This window comes from Pelagicoccus albus (assembly GCF_014230145.1).
Taxonomy (GTDB): domain Bacteria; phylum Verrucomicrobiota; class Verrucomicrobiia; order Opitutales; family Opitutaceae; genus Pelagicoccus; species Pelagicoccus albus.
Map to the genome: position 1 here is coordinate 1,124,126 of NZ_JACHVC010000012.1, position 16,062 is coordinate 1,140,187.

Genomic DNA, 16,062 nt, shown 5'->3' on the forward strand with positions numbered 1-16,062 from the left:
GCGTTTGTTCGAATCTTGGCCCCTCATGAAAACTTTTCCTGAGGACTTTCTTTGGGGCACCGCTACCGCCGCCTACCAAATCGAAGGAGCTGCTGCCGAGGGTGGCCGTGGACCCAGCATCTGGGATGCTTTTGCCATGATTCCCGGCCGGACTTTCGAAGGACACAGCGGCATCAAAGCCTGCGACCATTACCATCGTTGGGAAGAGGACATCGCTCTGATGAAGGAAATGGGAGTCGGCTGCTACCGCTTCTCCATTTCTTGGTCCCGTGTGCAGCCGGATGGCAAAGGAGAGGTTAACGAGGAGGGCATCGCTTTCTACAACAAGCTGATCGATGGGCTGGTCGAAGCGGGCATCACTCCTTGGGTAACTCTTTTCCACTGGGATTTGCCTTTGGCGCTGCAAATGGAGCATGACGGATTGCTAAATCCCGAAATTGCGAACCGCTTCGCCGACTATGCTCGCATCTGCTTCCAGCGCTTTGGAGACCGGGTAAAGAACTGGATCACTCTGAACGAGCCTTGGTGCAGCTCTTTCCTAGGACACGGAAATGGCTACTTCGCACCGGGGCGCACCTGCAATTCCGAACCATATGTTGCTGCTCACAACCTGCTTCGCTCCCACGCCTACATCGTGGACGCTTACCGCAAGGAGTTCCAAAAGGAGCAGGGTGGAGTAATCGGAATCACCAACAATTGTGACTGGCGTGAGCCGAAGAGCGACCGACCTGAGGATGTGGCCGCGGCCCATCGCGCTTTGGAGTTCTTCCTTGGCTGGTTCGCGGATCCGGTTTACTTCGGCGACTATCCGGCCTCGATGAGAGAACGTGTGGGCGAGCGACTGCCTAAATTCACCGCGGAAGATGCGAGACTCTTGAAGGGCTCTTCCGACTTCTTCGGCCTCAACCACTACACGACCATGATCGCCTCCGAGCCCGCCGAAGAAGTGCACGGAGCGGGAGACATCAAAGGAAATGGTGGCATGATGGAGGACCAACAGGTCGAGCTTTCCGAAGATCCTTCCTGGGAAAAGACCCACATGGACTGGAACATCGTTCCTTGGGGTTGCCGAAAGATACTGGAGTGGATCGACAAGCGCTATGGCCATCCGCCGATCTACATCACCGAAAACGGTTGCGCTATGCCTGGTGAAGATGATCGCGAAGTAGCGCTCAACGACACTCGTCGTGTAGAATTTCTCAAAGGCTACTTGGAGGCATGTCACCAAGCTATCGAGAACGGAGTCGATCTGCGTGGCTACATGTGCTGGAGCATGATGGACAATTTCGAATGGGCCCTTGGATACAGCCGCCGTTTCGGTCTGCATTGGGTCGACTTCGAAACCGGCGAACGTCAGCCGAAGGCTTCCGCCAAATGGTACTCGGCCACAGTTAAAGCCAACGGATTCTAGTCCGGTCGCTAATATTGTTTTCTTAGATACGCTACCTCAACAGGTGGCGTATTTTTCTATCTCCACTTGTAGTTCAGCCGAACACCCAATGGCAGTGGTGGAAAAAAGCGGCTAGCTTCTGGAGCTAGCCGCTTTGGTTTAAGCGCTTCGGATGTAACAGGATCTTCTTCGGGCGCTTCGGGTCTTGGTTTACAAGAAAAGGGTTAGCCGAGTGGCGGCTTTAAAATTCGGCCGAAAGGCGGGTCCAGAAGGTGCGGCCCGGTTCGTTGATGCGGGTGGTCTGGGTGTAGCCAGCGATCATGGAGCCGGCGCGGCTGATATGTTCGGCGTAGGTTTCGTCTAGGATGTTGTCTACCCCGGCTGCTAAGCTCCAGTATTCGCTGACTTGATACGAGCTGTGCAGTGAAAGAACGGCAAAACTTTCTGAAGGGCCGATGTCTTGGCCGACGATATTGCCCTGATTCACAGCGACACGATCTTGGTCGTCGGCCAAGCGAGCCAACCAACCGAAAGACCATGCCTCGGTGCGACGTCCTCCTTCGAGGGTAAGTTCCAGAGGGGATATTTGGGCCAGCGGCAGACCATCTGTATCGTTGGTGCCGTGTGTATATGCTAGCGAGGACGATGCGTACCAGCCACGTTCGTTCTGGTAAGATAGTTTCGCTTCTCCTCCCCAAGTGGTTGCATCTATGTTGCGAGCGACTGTGGCGCTTCGAATCATGGATCCCATGGTTTTAGGGTAGCCGCTTTCGATTAGTATAAAATCTTGGTGGTTGGCTAGGAAGGTGGATAGGTTTAGCTCGAAGTCTCCCCAGCGAGTCAAAGTACCCATATCGAGTTGGGTAACCTTCTCCGGGAGCGTATTGAAGGCGCTGATACTTGTTTCCGATTCTTTGCTAAAGGCTTCCCAGTAGTCCGGAAAACGTTCGGAATGACCGATGCCTGCGTAGAGCTTGCTATCTGAATTCTCAAGCTCCCGCTCGAATCTCAGGTAAGCGCTGGGCAGGACGTCGCTGCGTGAGGTGTTGGCGGTCGGATTGGCCATCATGTTTCCCATGCCAACGCGAATCATAGCTCGTTTATCGGTTGCCTCCCAGGAGTCTAGTCGCGCTCCGAAGGCGAGTGTATCGCGGTCTGAAAGCGTGTATTCGAATTCTCCGAACAAGCCGATTTGGTCGAAGGTCCCATCCTCGGTCCAGGCGTTGTCTTGGTACGACGCGGTAGCTGCTCCCATGGCAGTCCGCAAGCGGTGCCTGTTGTGCTGGGCATCAACTCCCAAGATGGAGTCGAGCTTGCCGCGGCGGTCTAGTTCGAACTTGACCGATCCACCGTAGGTTTGGCGATCCGGGTTGGACAACATTGGCATGGCCATCATGGCAGATGGGGTGAATTCACGCAGCGAGAAGTTGTCCATAACGTGGTCGACGTAGTTGTAGTACACTTGGGCGTCGATGGAGCGAACAGGGCCAGATAGCTGATCTTCGCGGTAGCGCAGAGAGTATGCGGAACGATCGAAGGCAACCCCATCCATCAAGCGATCCGCATAGGCGGCTTCGCCATCGCTTTGGGTGATTGAAAATTCCAAGGCGGAGGACTCGGAAGGCGTGTATCCGAGGGAGAGTTGAGCATTCCAACGTTCATAGGCGGAGCTCACGGCGACTCCATCCCCGTCCTCATAGTCGTCCGATTCGGAGAAGCTGCTCTGGAAGCGAGCGTAGAAGTTTCTGTTACCCACTAGGGCTTCGCTTGAGACATCGCTGCGGCCGAAGGATGCGAAGTTCGAAACGAGTTTCAGGGAAATGTCTTCTTCGGTAAGGCGGGTGGCACTACGTTCGAAAAGAACAACGCCTGCGCTTGCTCCGGGTCCGTGCTGCACGCTTTGTGGACCTTTTAGTACGGTGACCTTGTCGTAGGAAGTTGGGAAAACGTAGGCGGTTGGCGGGTCCATGCGGTTTCCGCAGCCACCGAGGGTACAAGCTCCATCGAGGAGAATGCCGAGTCGCGAGCCAGCCATGCCTCGGAAGGTAGGATCGCCGTCGGTGCCGCCTTTGCGGATGACGGAGAATCCGGTTACGTGCTTGAGGGCATCCGCTCCGTCGTTGGCTGGGAGGGGCTGGATGGCAAGTCGCGGGTCGAACGTGATTTGGCCGGCTTCGACCCCGGAGGAAGAAGTCACAACCACCGGGGCGAGATCTACTGTTTCCTCTGTTTGGGTCTCTTGGGCGAGAGCGTTTGAGGCGAGCAGCGAAGTCGCGGTGGCAAGGTAAATTGATGTCTTGAAATTCATGCTTAGTGATCAGGTTGGATGTCGCAAGGCATCCGCGTTGGGCGGGCCTATGTGCACAGGTAACGCCGGCCTGAGGCAGGCGGAAGCAGACGAAGCCGAGTCGTTTCGGCGTCGTTTCAGTTGATCGCTAAGCGACTCGAGGTGGGGGTGGCTCGAGAGGTGGGCTGAATTCTTTGGTTTCCCGGCTAGGTGAGAGGGAATGTCGAGCAATCGTAGGGAGCGGCTCCGCTACCGAGATTGCCAAAGTGTTAAGAGGGGGCAGCGGTACTTTTTCAGTCAAGGCGAGCTCAATGCTCTTCTCTGTCGATTCGACCAAGTCGCGCGAGATGACGCAGATCCCGCAAAGGTCATCGCCGGAAAAGGTAAGGTCGACCGCCTGGAAAGCAGGGAGGGACTCGCTGTATACTTCGTACATTTTCACCCATCCGTATCCTTGCAGGGCGACAGTATGAAAGCCACTCGCGAGCAGGACAGAGCAGAGGCAGAGAGAGGCAGCAATCCGGTGAAACCAATTTCTGGCCGGACTTTGGCGCTGGGGATCTGCTGCTCTGAGCTTGCTCACTGCAGTTCTAAATCGGCGTTTAGGCGATGGGAGTCAAGCGACTGAATCAACTTTGCCCGAGCTTGTTTCTGTTTAGATCGATTGCGAAAATATAGTCATGAAATAAAAAACATGAAAAAACATTCGTAAATAGAGCTTGCTAAAAAAGTCCCAGCGTATTTCTCGGTGCGCTGTTATGAACTCACTGACTATTTTGGCAGGAAATTTAACTTCGCCACCTATCTTGGCTTTTGCGGCAGGTGCGGTTTCGATTTGGATCCGCAGCGACCTCAAGATTCCGGATCAGATCTATCAAACGCTTACCATCTATCTGTTGCTAGCGATTGGTTTTAAGGGTGGGGCAGCGATTGCTGACACACAGTTGTCCGCGCTCGCTGCTCCTCTGTTGGCGACGCTGCTGATTGGCGCCCTGATTCCGGTTTGCGTCTTCTTTGGGATAAAGTGGTTTTTGCGCTTGGACGTAGCGAATTCGGCGGCGATGGCTGCTCACTACGGCTCCGTTTCCGCGGTGACTTTCATGGCGTGCTCGGCGTTCCTTGATCGTCAGGGGACTCCTTACGAGAGCTTCTTGCCAGCGATCATGGCTGTGATGGAAATCCCGGCGATTTTTGCAGCGATGCTGTTGGCTAAACGTTTCGGGGCGGGCCCAAAGGTCGGGCTCGGAGAGTCGATGGCTGAGGTGCTCTCCGGAAAGAGTTTCGTTCTGCTTATCTGCGGCCTTTTGGCTGGCGGGCTAGCGGGTGTTGAAAGCCGTGAGTTGATGAAGCCGTTTCTGATTTCCCCGTTCTATGGTGTGCTGATGATCTTTTTGCTCGAGATGGGGCAAGTTGCGGCGAGCCGCTTGAGCGCTCTCAAGGAAGTGGGAAAATCGCTGGTGGTTTTTGCCTTGGTCGCTCCGGTTTTACAAGGGTGCTGCGGTATGCTGCTCGCGTGGAGTATTGGCATGTCGCAAGGAGGTGCGGTCGTTTTTGCGATCCTTTCTGCTAGCGCATCTTACATCGCCGCGCCTGCGGCGGTCAGGGCTGCGTTGCCCGAGGCTAATCCCGGGCTCTATGTGACCGCTTCGCTGGGCATCACCTTTCCCTTCAATCTGATAGCAGGGATCCCGCTCCTCTACATGTTGAGCGGCGTGCTTTACTAGGACGTTCATTTTCCCAGAGCCCGAGGGTATTTTTGTTGGGAGGAGTCAAGAGCCGTCAGGGTTTGTCCCTGACGGCTTTTCAAAGTGATGCTTGAAACAGGAAATATTATGCACGAAATTACTCTCGTACTCTCATTTCCTTATGGCTGCGAAAGAAACCTCACCGACTCCTTCCCAGAGAGACGCGATCTCCCGTTCGTGGACGTTTTTTTCCAACCACACACATGTGCTCGTTTGTCTTTATGATGACGAGGACATGACTCTGCGAGAGGTGGCGGAACGAGTAGGTATTACCGAGCGTGCGGTTCAGAAGATGGTGGCCGAGTTGGAAGTTGCTGGGATCGTTACGCGGATAAAGAAAGGCCGCCGAAATTCCTACACGGTGGATACAAAAGCGAACCTTAGGCACCCAATCGAATCCCATCGCACCGTAGGCGACCTGCTTGAGCTCGTTCTTTCGGGGCGTTAATCAGCTGGATTGCCAACCGCCACCGAGCGTGCGGTACAGCTCTACCGCTGCTGCGAGCCGATCGTATTGGACAGCGAGGAAAGTATCCTGAGCGCTCAAGTAGGAGCGTTGGGCGTCGAGCAAGGTTTGGAAGTCGATGCGTCCCGATTCGAACAAGTCGTTCGAGAGGTCGAATGAGGTTTGAGCCTCTTCCCAAGCCCGCCGAAGGGCGGATTCTCGTGTTTCCAAGCCTTGCACGGAGGCGAGGGCGTCTTCGACTTCGCGGAAAGCTTCCAGTACTTCCTGATAATAGGTCTCCAGCAATTCACGTTGTTGGGCTTCGGCCAATTGTTGATTGGCTTTTAAGCGTCCGCCTTGGAAGAGCGGCGCGGTGATGCCGGCTGCCAAGGACAAGGCAGTTTGGGTGGGAGAATCAAATCCTGCTCGGGACAAAGAACTGTCGGCTCCCAGGTTGAGCGAGGGAAGGCGAGCCGCTTTGGCTATTTCGACACTCGCTCCCGCTGCGATGAGGCGTTGCTCGGATGCGGCGAGATCAGGGCGACGTTCGAGAAGCTCCGAAGGTTGCCCGAAGGCGATGCTAGGAAGTTCGATGCCGGAAAGATCGGTGTGATCGATTTCCAACTCCCCTGGATAGCGACCCAGGAGAGTAGCCAGTGCGTTCATGCTGGTTTGCAAATTAGTGGCCAGACTGGCCCGCGAGGCTTCGGCCGTAGCGACGGCGGAGCGTTGCTGGGCGACTTCAAGCTCGGAAACGCGGCCTGCTTCCATGCGGGCTTCGAGTATGTCGAGGGTTTCCTTGAGGATCTCCAGCGTTTGGTCTGAGTTGGCCAGGCGGTCTCTGTAGGCGAGGGTGGCGAAATATCCGTTGGCTACTTCTCCCATGATGGTGAGACGAAGCGATTCCTCGGTGAGGGTTTGGGTAAGCAATCCGATTTCGCTTATCTGTCGGCTCGCTTTTTCCGAACCCCAAATATCCACGGTGTAGTCGAGTCCTATACCCGCTCCGATCGAGCTTGAATAAGAGGAGCCTGAACCGTCTACGCTTTGGCGTTGGCGAGAGGCGCTGCCGCTGGCGGATAGAGAAGGCCACAGGGTGGACTTGCTGGCAGCCAACTCAGCTCGAGCTTGGGCAATGCGTTCGACGCCCGCTTGCAACTCGTGGTTGTAGGCAAGGGCCTCGTCCATGAGCGTATTCAACTCTTCGCTACTGAAGCTCTTCCACCAATCGAGGGCATCTGCAGACTGGGAGGAGTCAGAGGAGATCGAATAGCTCTGTTCGCCCAGCTCCGATTCGAAAGAAGCCAGCTGGCTTTGGTGACTGGATGTTGTTTCGCAACCCGCGAGAAATAATGCGGAGGCAGCGATCGGGAAAAATATAAAAGATGGTTTCATGGTCTATTCGAAGCTGAGGGCTACGACTGGATCTAGGTTGGCGGCTTTTCGGGCTGGCAGAAATCCGAAGAGCCAACCGGTGGCGACGGCGCAGGTGAAGGCGAGGATCACAGGTCCGGGCGAGAAAAGGATATTCATATCCAAAAACTGGAGACCCCAGCCGGATAGGAAACCGACGCCAACCCCTATGGCTCCGCCAATGGTGCAAACTACTGCCGACTCCAGATTGAACTGCAACATGATGTCTGCCATGCGGGCTCCGGTAGCCATACGGATACCGATTTCGCGGGTTCTTTCCGTAACGCTCACCAGCATGATATTCATTACGCCAATACCGCCGACGAGGAGTGAAATAGCTGCGATGGCTCCCAGTAGAACGGTAAGCGTGCCTTGTGTTTCGCTCATCATCTCGAGGAAGGAAGCTGTGTTTCTTACTTGGAAGTCCTGCTTTCCGTGCAAGGCGGTTAGGGTGCTGGTTAAGGTTTCTTCGACCGCGTCAACGTTGACTACGTCGTCGATTTTGACTGTGATGCTATTCAAGTAGTTCGACCCGAAGAGCCGTGTCAGTCCAGTTGTGACCGGGATCCAAGCAGTATTGTCCTGGTCTCCACCCCACGGTGCGGCCCCTTTAGATTCCATGACTCCAATGACCTGGAAGGGGATGGATCCGACGAGGATGTATTGCCCCAACGATTCCTCTCCATTTGGAAACAAAGCGTCTTCCACCGTTTTGCCCAAGACAATAACCGGGGCGTAAGTGGATACGTCGTAATCGGTGAAAAAGGCGCCCTTGGCGATGCCCCAGCTACGTGCGTCCGGAAAGGCATCGCTTACTCCGGTGATGCTGGTTTGGTAGTCCGCGTTTCCGAAGCGAAGTGTGGCTTGGCCGCTTCTTTCCGGAACGATGGCGTCGACGTGAGACAGCTCTTCCAGTTCCTCGGCGTCGGCTAAAGTCATAGTGGCAATGTCTCCGGAAGGCCGCATGCCTGGAGCTCCGGGTCGCACGGATATGAGGTTGGTGCCCATGCTGCTGATCTGGTCTACGACGGCTTGTTTACTGCCGTTGCCGATGGCCAGCATGGTGATGACGGAGGCCACCCCGATAACAATTCCCAGGAGGGTGAGGGCTGTGCGCATCAAGTTTGAGCGCAGAGCCCTCAGAGCGGTGGAGACCGCCTCGGCGCTCCCCGATAGCCAGTGGGAAGACGACTTCCGATTGCTCAGCCCATCTTCGTCTTCCGCTAGGTTTGCTTTTCCCTCCTTAAAACTCTGGTTTCCTGTATCCTCTTCGATCTTACCGTCGCGGATACGGACAATACGCTTCGCGTGGGAAGCCACCTCTTCGTCGTGTGTAATGAGAATTACAGTACGGCCTTCTTCGTTGAGCTGCTTGAGCAGGCCGATAACTTCCTCGCCGCTTTGGCTGTCGAGGGCTCCGGTCGGCTCGTCTGCCAAGACGACTGGCGGGTCGTTCATCAGAGCGCGAGCGATGGCGACGCGTTGTTGTTGTCCGCCGGAAAGCTGGTTTGGCTGATGGCCTGAACGTTCGCCCATGCCCAGTCTTTGCAAGAGATCGAGGGCTCGTGTCTTTCGGTCGTCCCGAGGCAAGCCCGCGTAGAGGGCGGGGATGCCCACGTTTTCTTCCGCAGTGGATGCGGCCAGCAAGTTGTACCGCTGGAAGATAAATCCAAAGGTGACTCGGCGAAGCTCCGCCAGCTCGTCGCGTGACAAAGTGGATACTTCTCGTCCTTTGATCTGATAGCTTCCGGAGGTGGGCCAATCGAGACATCCAAGGATGTTCATCAAAGTCGATTTCCCAGAGCCGGATTGGCCCATGATGGCAATGAACTCGCCCTTTTTGATTTCCAAGGAAACTTCATCCAGTGCTTTGACGACCGTATCGCCGCTCTCGTAATGGCGCGAAACGTTGTCGATGCGAATAAGGGGTGCTTGGCTCATAGTCTTGGTGGTGGGCCTTGGCGTTGAGTTTGGTTGCTGGCAACGGGTCCGGATGGGCCTGAGCTTAGGATGGATTCGCCTGCCTTCAGGCCGTCGCGAAGCTCAGCGTTTCTCCGATCAGACAAGCCCACGTAAATGGTGCGAGGCTCTGGACCGGCGCTTCCTAGCACGGTAACTTGGTAAGCCGTGCCACGTTCGTCGTCCTGCTGTGGCGTGCGGTTTGTAAGTAGTGTGACGGGGATGGTTTCGACGTTTTCAGCCTTGCCGAGGACAAAGAACATTTGGGTGGTCATGCCGGTCATGAGGGAACCGTCCGTGTTGTCTACATCGACGAGGACGTGATAGAGAACAACGTCGTTGGTGATTTCAGGAGTTGGCAGAATCTGTCTGACCTCAGCTTGCCAGCGGCGACCTTGGGAACCCAAGGTGGTGAAATACACTGGCTGGTTTGGACTGAGCAGAGGTACGTCCGCTTCGGCGACTTCCGCCCGCACTGTCATGAGATCCAAATCCGCGATCTGAACGATGGTAGGTGTCGTTTGGTTGGCGTTTAGGGTTTCACCTTCGCGTACCGACTTATCTACTACGGTGCCCGTCATGGGAGCGTAGATTTTTGTATAGCTCAAATTGGTGAGATTTCCCTCAAGCGTGGATTCCGCTTGCTCGATCTGTGCCTCCAAGGACTGGATACGAGCCTTGGCGACGGCGAGAGAGGTTTCTGTTTCCTCCAGCTCCTCTTGGCTCACTGCTCTACGTTTGATGAGCGTTCTATTACGTTCAACGATGGCTTCGGTCTGCTTTAGTTCTGCGTTCAGCTCATCGCGTTCCGCTTGAAGCACTTTCAGATTGGCTCGATTGGCGGCCACCTGTGTTTCGTAGAGTTCGCCGTCGATTTCCGCGATAAGCTGACCTTTTTCAACTCGGTCGCCGATATCGATGTAGAGGTGGGTGAGCTGGCCGGAGATTTGCGCTCCGACGTCCACATAATCTTTGGGTTCGAGAGTTCCTTGGGCGGTGACAAGTTTTTCGATGGTGGCAACTTGAGGTTTGATGCCGGTCGCCTGTTTGTCCGGTGATGCTCCGCTGGAATTTAGCCAAATGAAGGCGGCTCCGGCAGCGAGGACGGCTGCGAGCGTGATTATCCAGATGCGAGCGCTTCCTTTTCTTTTGTTTCGTTTCATGGCCGATGGGTGCGTTGAAGATAAAATCCGATGCTAGCCATTTAACCCCACGAACATTGAGTTATCGTGGAGGAAACATTACCAAATTGTCATAATGACCCGTAATGCGGGCAGAGTGACCGTTTTTGGAGAGCCCTTATTTTGGTGGGCGGACCGGCCACCCTGGAGGCTCAAGAGCCTGCTGCGAGTTCGCTCTTTATGCTCTCAATCAGCTCGACCACTTTATTTTCGATCGTCTGACAATTGCCTTTGGCGCATTCCCGAAAGCCCTCGGGGGCGTCTTTGCAGGCCGCGAAATCTAATATATCCCAATGGATTCGATTTGGAGCGTTGGGAAAAATCCGGTCGATGTTGGTCCGAAAAAGGGAGCACATCTCGGTCCCAACGGAACTGCACATGCAGATCACTGAGTGGTATTCGCTTTTCCGAATATTGGGGTCGAAAACAGATTTGGGAGATTTCCTATCAATTTGTATCCCGAAGCTTGAAATGAGGTCTACGAAATCTTGGTTGATCGTATCGGGATCGAAGCAAGCGCAGGAGGCATCGACTATACCTTCCCCGTGTTTTTCTGCGTAGGCGTTTGCAATTTGGCTTCTCCCGCCGCGATAGGTGCAGACGAACAGAATTTTGGGAAGATGCTCCATGAAGAGAACTGGATGGAAACGAATATTTGGAGGATAGCGAAATCTAGCGGTGTAGCAAATGACAACGCTGGTTACAAGGTATCGGCAGAGACTTCCAAATAGGAAGACAATTTTCCACCAGATCATTAGTATGAAGGATGTCGAATTTGCTTAGGCTTCGGCTGTGGCATCTCTATGCGGACACCTTTGAGATAGTATATTTCTTATGAGTTTAAAAAATCTAATTTTCAGCATCTTAGCTCTAATTCCAGTCGCTTCACTAAGCTCTCTAAATGGAGCGGATTCTTCTTCCAGCGTTCGGGTTGCTGAAACGGAATCAATGTATCCAAGCTACAATACCAGCCCGCAAAATCCCGACTCGAAGGGGATGGAAGCAAACGCTCAGGAACTGGCGAGTACCATCACCTTGGGGTGGAATGTGGGAAATACACTAGAGGCGATAGGTGGAGAGACGAATTGGGGAAATCCGATGGTATCGGAGGAATTGATAAAGCTCGTGAAGAGTCGCGGTTTCGACGCGATTCGCCTGCCTGTTTCATGGAATCAGTATGCGGACCAGGAAACAGCGAAAATAGATGACGCATGGATGGATCGCGTTAAGGAAGTCGTCGAAATCTGTATTGAAAACGACATGAGAACCATTGTGAACATACACTGGGACGGCGGTTGGCTAGAAAACAACATCAATCCAGAGAGCAAAGTTGCGAACAACCAGAAGCAACGAGCATTTTGGGAGCAGATCGCAACGCATCTGAGGGACTTTGACCAACGCCTCATCTTTGCCAGCGCCAACGAGCCCCATGTGGAAACAGCGGAGCAAATGGAGGTTTTGATGTCCTATCATCAGACTTTTGTGGATACGGTTCGATCCACCGGCGGCAAAAATGCTTACCGGGTGCTTGTTGTACAGGGTCCAGTCACGGATATCGCCAAGACCTACGAGCTCATGCGGTCGTGGCCGAAGGATACAGTCGAGGATAGGCTTATGGCTGAGGTCCACTATTACACTCCCTATAACTTTGCGGGCTTGATCGAGGAAGCAGATTGGGGAAAGCCTTTCTATTATTGGGGTAAAGAGTTCCATTCCGAAACGGATGCTAAGCATAACTCGAAGTTTGGCGAAGAGGAAGAAGCCCTCCGTTTGCTCGGTTTGATGAAGGAGCAGTTTGCAGATCGCGGAATACCAGTGATCCTTGGCGAGTTCGGTGCCATTCACCGCCTACATTTAGAGGGCGAGGATCTGGAACTGCATCTCGCTTCTGTGGCTCATTATTTGGATTTCGTGACCGAGAACGCTCTGGAAAATGGTTTGTTGCCCTTCTACTGGGATTGTGGAAATACGGGAGACAACGGTTTTGGGCTCTTCGACCGAGACTCGAACTCAGTCGCTCACGAAAGCCTTCTGAAGGCTTTGGAAGTTGGGTCCCGAGCTGGGAATCACTATTGGAAGGTAGACTGAAGCGTCCTAGGGATCAGGTTGCTAGGGTACTTCTCGGGGTTCGAAGCTCTTGTGTGAACATGCTCAGCTTATTCTCCTTCAGAAATCCGACTAGCTGTTGATCTAGTTCCTCAAGTTTACGGTGAAAGGTGCAGGGCGAATTTTCGTTGCACCTATCAACTCCGAATGGGCAAGCCACTCGCTCCCCAATCTTTTCGAAGTGGGATACGATATCTAACAAGCTAATCTCGGACGGAGGTTTGGCCAGCCAGTACCCACCTTTGGGCCCCGGAGCGCCGTCTACTAGACCGGCTTGAGAGAGCGTGACCAGCAGTTTCGCCACTATGGGCTGTGGAAGATTGCGGTGTTGCGCAATGTCTCGGGAGTTGAATCGGGTAGCGCCGTAGTCGAAACCTTCTGCCAAGTAGGTGAGCGCCATAATGGCGTTTTGGGACGCTTTTCCGTATTTGAGCATTTTGGTACCTTTCGGGTATTTGGGGAATTCGAGGAGAGTGGACGGTACGATTGCATATTTTAGGTCTAAATCAAGAGAAGAAGGTATTTAATTATTGAAATTAGGTAATGAAATGGTCATTAGAATGCGGCATGAGCCAATTCTCCAATCTGCAAAAACCAGACATCCACGCCCACGAAATCCTCGATATGATGGAAAGTTCGGGGAAAACCTACTCGAACGAGTCGCTCTCCAAGGAAATCGCGGAGACCTTCGGGGAAGAATCGACCTTCAATACCTGTTCCGCTCAGGGAATGGATTGCAAGGTGATCGTAGACCACCTGTGGGAAAAGGGAAAATTCTCTGGAACCACCGAAGCGTTTGTGTACTCACCCGGCAGTCGCTGCGACCACTAGCAGTTACTAAGCTTTGCTAAACGATCAGTTCGCATTGCCGGCTTTCATGCGTTGACCGGCCTTTTTTCCCATGCCGTTTTGCATGCCCTCCATGCCCTTCATGTCGCACTTTTCGGTAAACTCGGTGCTGAAGATGTAGGCCGCGATGGCATCGAGATCCTCATCGGGAAGTGGAAGAGGTGGCATGAGATTGAATTTTGTTATAGCGCCGGGCATTAGCGTTTTGTCCGCGTCTGGATGCTTAGCCCAGTCTACTATCGCTTTGCGAAACGCTGCTTCATTCTCTCCAAACTGTTGAGCATAGTGGGTTTGGATGGCGAAGGCCGGTGGGGCGATCATTTGCTCCGTCCTCTCGTATTTGTGGCACGCGATACAAACCTGCTCGAATTTAGTTTTCCCTGTGGCGATCAGCGCCTCCTTCTCACCTGCATGCGAGACTGTTGAGAATGATGATAGGACAAGGATCGTAGCTAGGGTAGTTTTCATTTGCGGAGTGGTTGGATACAGTTTCGCTGTTTGGTTTCCTATCCGGATGATCCCAAATAGCTAAGCTTATGATACGGGGATTCGGTAGTGCAGAATATTATATTAGAATATTCTAAATTTTGAAGCCTACATTTTCGATTTTATAGCGAAAATGAGGTAAATCACGATACTCACATTTAGGCTTAGGATCGCAGCGGTGAGCCAACTGGGATGATTTACCAGTTCGATTATTTCGAATGGAATGTAGACTCCACCAGAAATAGTCCCGAGCCACTCCGCCCAGAGCTTCGATTTCCATAGGCCAATTCCCTCCACGATATGTAATACCGAGTAGGTGGTGAGTCCGCTAATGGCTAGGACTTGGCGGTCCCGATCGAAACTTTGAGCCAGATCGAATAGTCTTTCCGGCAATTCGATAGAAGGGGCGAAACGTGTATTTAGATAGCTTAGTCCCTCCGCCCAGTTATCTCCCAGAGTGTACAGGAACCAAACCGCTGCCAACAGAGCCAGCACTCCCTTGGCCAGTTCGACTAGGGCGACCGCCTTCAGTCCTTTGGGCGTCGGGCGGTCGGTCATCGGGGAAGCTTGTGAATCGATGCTCAGTCTACTGCCCCAACCAGCTTGCTGTAGACTTCCAGATAACGAGACTGGGCCTTTGCTACGATTTCGGGCGGGAGTTCTGGTCCCGGAGGGCACTTATTCCAGTCGCTCAAAGATTCGAGATAGTCTCGGATGATCTGCTTGTCGAAGCTCGCTGGACTGCTGCCGACCTTGTATTCGGCGGCATCCCAGTACCGCGAGGAGTCTGGCGTGAGTACTTCGTCGATCAGGAAGATTTCTCCGTTTTCATCCGTTCCGAATTCAAACTTCGTGTCAGCGAGGATGATACCTGCTTTGGCGGCTAGCTGGCTTCCGAATGCGTAAAGCTCCAGGCTGATCGCTTTGACTTTGTCGAAGACATCCTGTCCGACGATTTCGGCGGCTTCCTCTGGGGTGACTGGCATATCGTGTCCCTCGCTTGCTTTGGTAGTGGGAGTAAAAATTGGCTCCGGCAACTTTGACGCGAGTTGTAGCCCTTCGGGCAGCTTGATGCCGCAAACGGTTTTATCCGCTTGGTATGAAGCCCAACCAGATCCGGCTATGTAACCGCGAACAACGCACTCGATCTCGAGTGGCTTGAGCTTACGGACTGCCATGGAGCGAAGTTGCGAATCGGACGAGAGCTTTAATTCGTCCTTCAGGATCTCTGCTTCGTTGGGGATGATATGGTTCGGGGCGATGTGTTTGGTTTGTTGAAACCAAAAGTGGCTTAGTTGAGTGAGGATCAAACCGCGGCCCGGTATCCCTCCCGGCAAAACGACGTCGAAGGCGGAAATGCGGTCCGTTGCAACGAGCAGCACCGAGTCTTCCAAGTCATAAATTTCGCGCACTTTACCGGAGGCGATTTTAGGGGCATTGATCTCTTCGATCAAATCACGTACTGGGGCGCTGGGAAGCGCGGCTTTTAAGTCTTCGCCGGAAATCATGCGGCGACTGTAGCGTGGCGATTTACGGAGGGAAGGCTTTTGTTTAGCGATTGCGGGGTGGTACCCAAACGCTTGAATACCACATCTCGCTCTAAGGGTGGACGAGCGATTTGTAGAGTTGGACTGCCTCGTTCATTTCCTTAAGCACGGACTCGTTTTCCTCGGCCGCGGATTTGTAATCCTTTCGGTTGAGGCTGCCCAAAAAGCACTGCCATACGCCTTGAGTAAGCAGTAGCTTATTCTTGATCGAAGGGGTATTGAGGGGGTTGTTGATGAGCTCCTCCATGCTTTTATCAAAGAGCAGTTTCGTCTCCCTTATTTCTTCATCCAGATCCGGGGAGTCGATTTCTTCGAATCGCTGCGTCAAAACCAGCTTCATCATCCGTTGCGAAAGCATTCTCTGTCTCCCCGCCAAATTGATAGTGGAGGTAAGCGAGTCCATTTCGCTCAGAATCTCTCGTAATACGGATATGCGACTGAGGGCGTCTTCGCTAATGGTCTTCATTTGCGAGGCAACGGTCTCGAAGGCGAAGGCGTTGCGGGTGCTGCTCTTGTTCTCGCTAGCGATGCCGTCCGCGTTGCGTGAAACGAGGTGGGCCATTTTGGCGGAGCGTTCGATCTCGGCTATGAGTGATTTTAGGCGTGTGGAGAGAGGTTCTGACTGAGAGGGGAGGACTGAATTAGGCATGAGTT

The 16,062-nt window shown here is 53.5% G+C and carries 16 protein-coding genes; 5 read left to right on the top strand and 11 right to left on the bottom strand.

Annotated features, from left to right (window positions below):
* Positions 1–25: 25 nt before the first annotated feature.
* Positions 26–1,411, top strand: coding sequence for a GH1 family beta-glucosidase (locus H5P27_RS14460; protein ID WP_185661106.1), 1,386 nt, complete (start codon positions 26–28; stop codon positions 1,409–1,411).
* A gap of 220 nt (positions 1,412–1,631) precedes the next feature.
* On the opposite strand, the gene H5P27_RS14465 is transcribed toward H5P27_RS14460, so the two are convergent.
* Both H5P27_RS14465 and H5P27_RS14470 read right to left on the bottom strand, forming a co-directional pair.
* Positions 1,632–3,698, bottom strand: a complete 2,067-nt coding sequence (locus H5P27_RS14465; protein ID WP_185661107.1) for a TonB-dependent copper receptor — start codon at positions 3,696–3,698, stop codon at positions 1,632–1,634.
* 127 nt (positions 3,699–3,825) lie between these two features.
* A complete protein-coding gene (locus H5P27_RS14470; RefSeq protein ID WP_185661108.1) occupies positions 3,826–4,260 on the bottom strand; it encodes a hypothetical protein in 435 nt (144 codons plus the stop codon).
* A gap of 175 nt (positions 4,261–4,435) precedes the next feature.
* On the opposite strand from H5P27_RS14470, the gene H5P27_RS14475 reads away from it, so the two are divergent.
* Positions 4,436–5,401, top strand: coding sequence for a sodium-dependent bicarbonate transport family permease (locus H5P27_RS14475; protein WP_185661109.1), 966 nt, complete (start codon positions 4,436–4,438; stop codon positions 5,399–5,401).
* A 142-nt stretch (positions 5,402–5,543) separates the two neighbouring features.
* Positions 5,544–5,870 carry a helix-turn-helix transcriptional regulator gene (locus tag H5P27_RS14480; RefSeq protein ID WP_185661110.1) on the top strand — a complete coding sequence of 109 codons (327 nt, stop codon included), beginning with the start codon at positions 5,544–5,546 and terminating at the stop codon, positions 5,868–5,870.
* On the opposite strand, the gene H5P27_RS14485 is transcribed toward H5P27_RS14480, so the two are convergent.
* The 4 genes from H5P27_RS14485 to H5P27_RS14500 form a co-directional block, all read right to left on the bottom strand.
* Complete coding sequence (locus H5P27_RS14485) at positions 5,871–7,262, bottom strand: efflux transporter outer membrane subunit (RefSeq protein ID WP_185661111.1); 1,392 nt, start codon at positions 7,260–7,262, stop codon at positions 5,871–5,873. It lies immediately after the preceding gene.
* 3 nt (positions 7,263–7,265) lie between these two features.
* On the bottom strand, positions 7,266–9,221 hold the full coding sequence (locus H5P27_RS14490) for a MacB family efflux pump subunit (protein ID WP_185661112.1): 1,956 nt from the start codon (positions 9,219–9,221) through the stop codon (positions 7,266–7,268).
* Positions 9,218–10,402: an efflux RND transporter periplasmic adaptor subunit gene (locus H5P27_RS14495; RefSeq protein ID WP_185661113.1), complete on the bottom strand. Its 1,185-nt coding sequence runs from the start codon at positions 10,400–10,402 to the stop codon at positions 9,218–9,220. Before H5P27_RS14495 ends, H5P27_RS14490 begins: the two co-directional genes overlap by 4 nt.
* 170 nt (positions 10,403–10,572) lie before the next feature.
* Positions 10,573–11,175: a low molecular weight phosphatase family protein gene (locus tag H5P27_RS14500; protein WP_185661114.1), complete on the bottom strand. Its 603-nt coding sequence runs from the start codon at positions 11,173–11,175 to the stop codon at positions 10,573–10,575.
* A 79-nt stretch (positions 11,176–11,254) separates the two neighbouring features.
* Between H5P27_RS14500 and H5P27_RS14505 the strand changes: the two genes are divergently transcribed.
* Positions 11,255–12,508 (top strand): glycoside hydrolase family 5 protein, encoded by a 1,254-nt coding sequence (locus tag H5P27_RS14505; RefSeq protein ID WP_221774721.1) that lies wholly within the window; start codon positions 11,255–11,257, stop codon positions 12,506–12,508.
* Between the two features lie 13 nt (positions 12,509–12,521).
* Here the strand turns inward: H5P27_RS14505 and H5P27_RS14510 are convergent, their stop codons facing one another.
* Positions 12,522–12,962, bottom strand: a complete 441-nt coding sequence (locus H5P27_RS14510; protein ID WP_185661115.1) for an RrF2 family transcriptional regulator — start codon at positions 12,960–12,962, stop codon at positions 12,522–12,524.
* A gap of 107 nt (positions 12,963–13,069) precedes the next feature.
* On the opposite strand from H5P27_RS14510, the gene H5P27_RS14515 reads away from it, so the two are divergent.
* Entirely contained in the window at positions 13,070–13,357 is a 288-nt protein-coding gene (locus H5P27_RS14515) for a YecH family metal-binding protein (protein WP_221774722.1), read from the top strand.
* Positions 13,358–13,381: 24 nt separating this feature from the next.
* On the opposite strand, the gene H5P27_RS14520 is transcribed toward H5P27_RS14515, so the two are convergent.
* The 4 genes from H5P27_RS14520 to H5P27_RS14535 form a co-directional block, all read right to left on the bottom strand.
* The gene (locus H5P27_RS14520; RefSeq protein WP_185661116.1) at positions 13,382–13,843 is read right to left on the bottom strand and encodes a c-type cytochrome; all 462 of its coding nucleotides are present in this window, start codon (positions 13,841–13,843) and stop codon (positions 13,382–13,384) included.
* A gap of 126 nt (positions 13,844–13,969) precedes the next feature.
* Positions 13,970–14,419, bottom strand: a complete 450-nt coding sequence (locus tag H5P27_RS14525) for a DUF2127 domain-containing protein (protein WP_185661117.1) — start codon at positions 14,417–14,419, stop codon at positions 13,970–13,972.
* 23 nt (positions 14,420–14,442) lie between these two features.
* Positions 14,443–15,369 carry a phosphoribosylaminoimidazolesuccinocarboxamide synthase gene (locus H5P27_RS14530; RefSeq protein WP_185661118.1) on the bottom strand — a complete coding sequence of 309 codons (927 nt, stop codon included), beginning with the start codon at positions 15,367–15,369 and terminating at the stop codon, positions 14,443–14,445.
* Positions 15,370–15,460: 91 nt separating this feature from the next.
* The gene (locus H5P27_RS14535; RefSeq protein ID WP_185661119.1) at positions 15,461–16,057 is read right to left on the bottom strand and encodes a type IV pili methyl-accepting chemotaxis transducer N-terminal domain-containing protein; all 597 of its coding nucleotides are present in this window, start codon (positions 16,055–16,057) and stop codon (positions 15,461–15,463) included.
* Between the last annotated feature and the right edge of the window lie 5 nt (positions 16,058–16,062).

Excerpts from the sequence above, each read along its gene's own strand:
- H5P27_RS14485 (WP_185661111.1), bottom strand. The coding sequence starts at position 7,262 with ATGAAACCATCTTTTATATTTTTCCCGATCGCTGCCTCCGCATTATTT.
- H5P27_RS14490 (WP_185661112.1), bottom strand. The coding sequence starts at position 9,221 with ATGAGCCAAGCACCCCTTATTCGCATCGACAACGTTTCGCGCCATTAC.
- H5P27_RS14530 (WP_185661118.1), bottom strand. The coding sequence starts at position 15,369 with ATGATTTCCGGCGAAGACTTAAAAGCCGCGCTTCCCAGCGCCCCAGTA.
- H5P27_RS14475 (WP_185661109.1), top strand. The coding sequence starts at position 4,436 with ATGAACTCACTGACTATTTTGGCAGGAAATTTAACTTCGCCACCTATC.
- H5P27_RS14535 (WP_185661119.1), bottom strand. The coding sequence starts at position 16,057 with ATGCCTAATTCAGTCCTCCCCTCTCAGTCAGAACCTCTCTCCACACGC.
- H5P27_RS14505 (WP_221774721.1), top strand. The coding sequence starts at position 11,255 with ATGAGTTTAAAAAATCTAATTTTCAGCATCTTAGCTCTAATTCCAGTC.
- H5P27_RS14495 (WP_185661113.1), bottom strand. The coding sequence starts at position 10,402 with ATGAAACGAAACAAAAGAAAAGGAAGCGCTCGCATCTGGATAATCACG.
- H5P27_RS14480 (WP_185661110.1), top strand. The coding sequence starts at position 5,544 with ATGGCTGCGAAAGAAACCTCACCGACTCCTTCCCAGAGAGACGCGATC.
- H5P27_RS14515 (WP_221774722.1), top strand. The coding sequence starts at position 13,070 with ATGAAATGGTCATTAGAATGCGGCATGAGCCAATTCTCCAATCTGCAA.
- H5P27_RS14525 (WP_185661117.1), bottom strand. The coding sequence starts at position 14,419 with ATGACCGACCGCCCGACGCCCAAAGGACTGAAGGCGGTCGCCCTAGTC.
- H5P27_RS14500 (WP_185661114.1), bottom strand. The coding sequence starts at position 11,175 with ATGATCTGGTGGAAAATTGTCTTCCTATTTGGAAGTCTCTGCCGATAC.
- H5P27_RS14520 (WP_185661116.1), bottom strand. The coding sequence starts at position 13,843 with ATGAAAACTACCCTAGCTACGATCCTTGTCCTATCATCATTCTCAACA.
- H5P27_RS14510 (WP_185661115.1), bottom strand. The coding sequence starts at position 12,962 with ATGCTCAAATACGGAAAAGCGTCCCAAAACGCCATTATGGCGCTCACC.
- H5P27_RS14460 (WP_185661106.1), top strand. The coding sequence starts at position 26 with ATGAAAACTTTTCCTGAGGACTTTCTTTGGGGCACCGCTACCGCCGCC.
- H5P27_RS14465 (WP_185661107.1), bottom strand. The coding sequence starts at position 3,698 with ATGAATTTCAAGACATCAATTTACCTTGCCACCGCGACTTCGCTGCTC.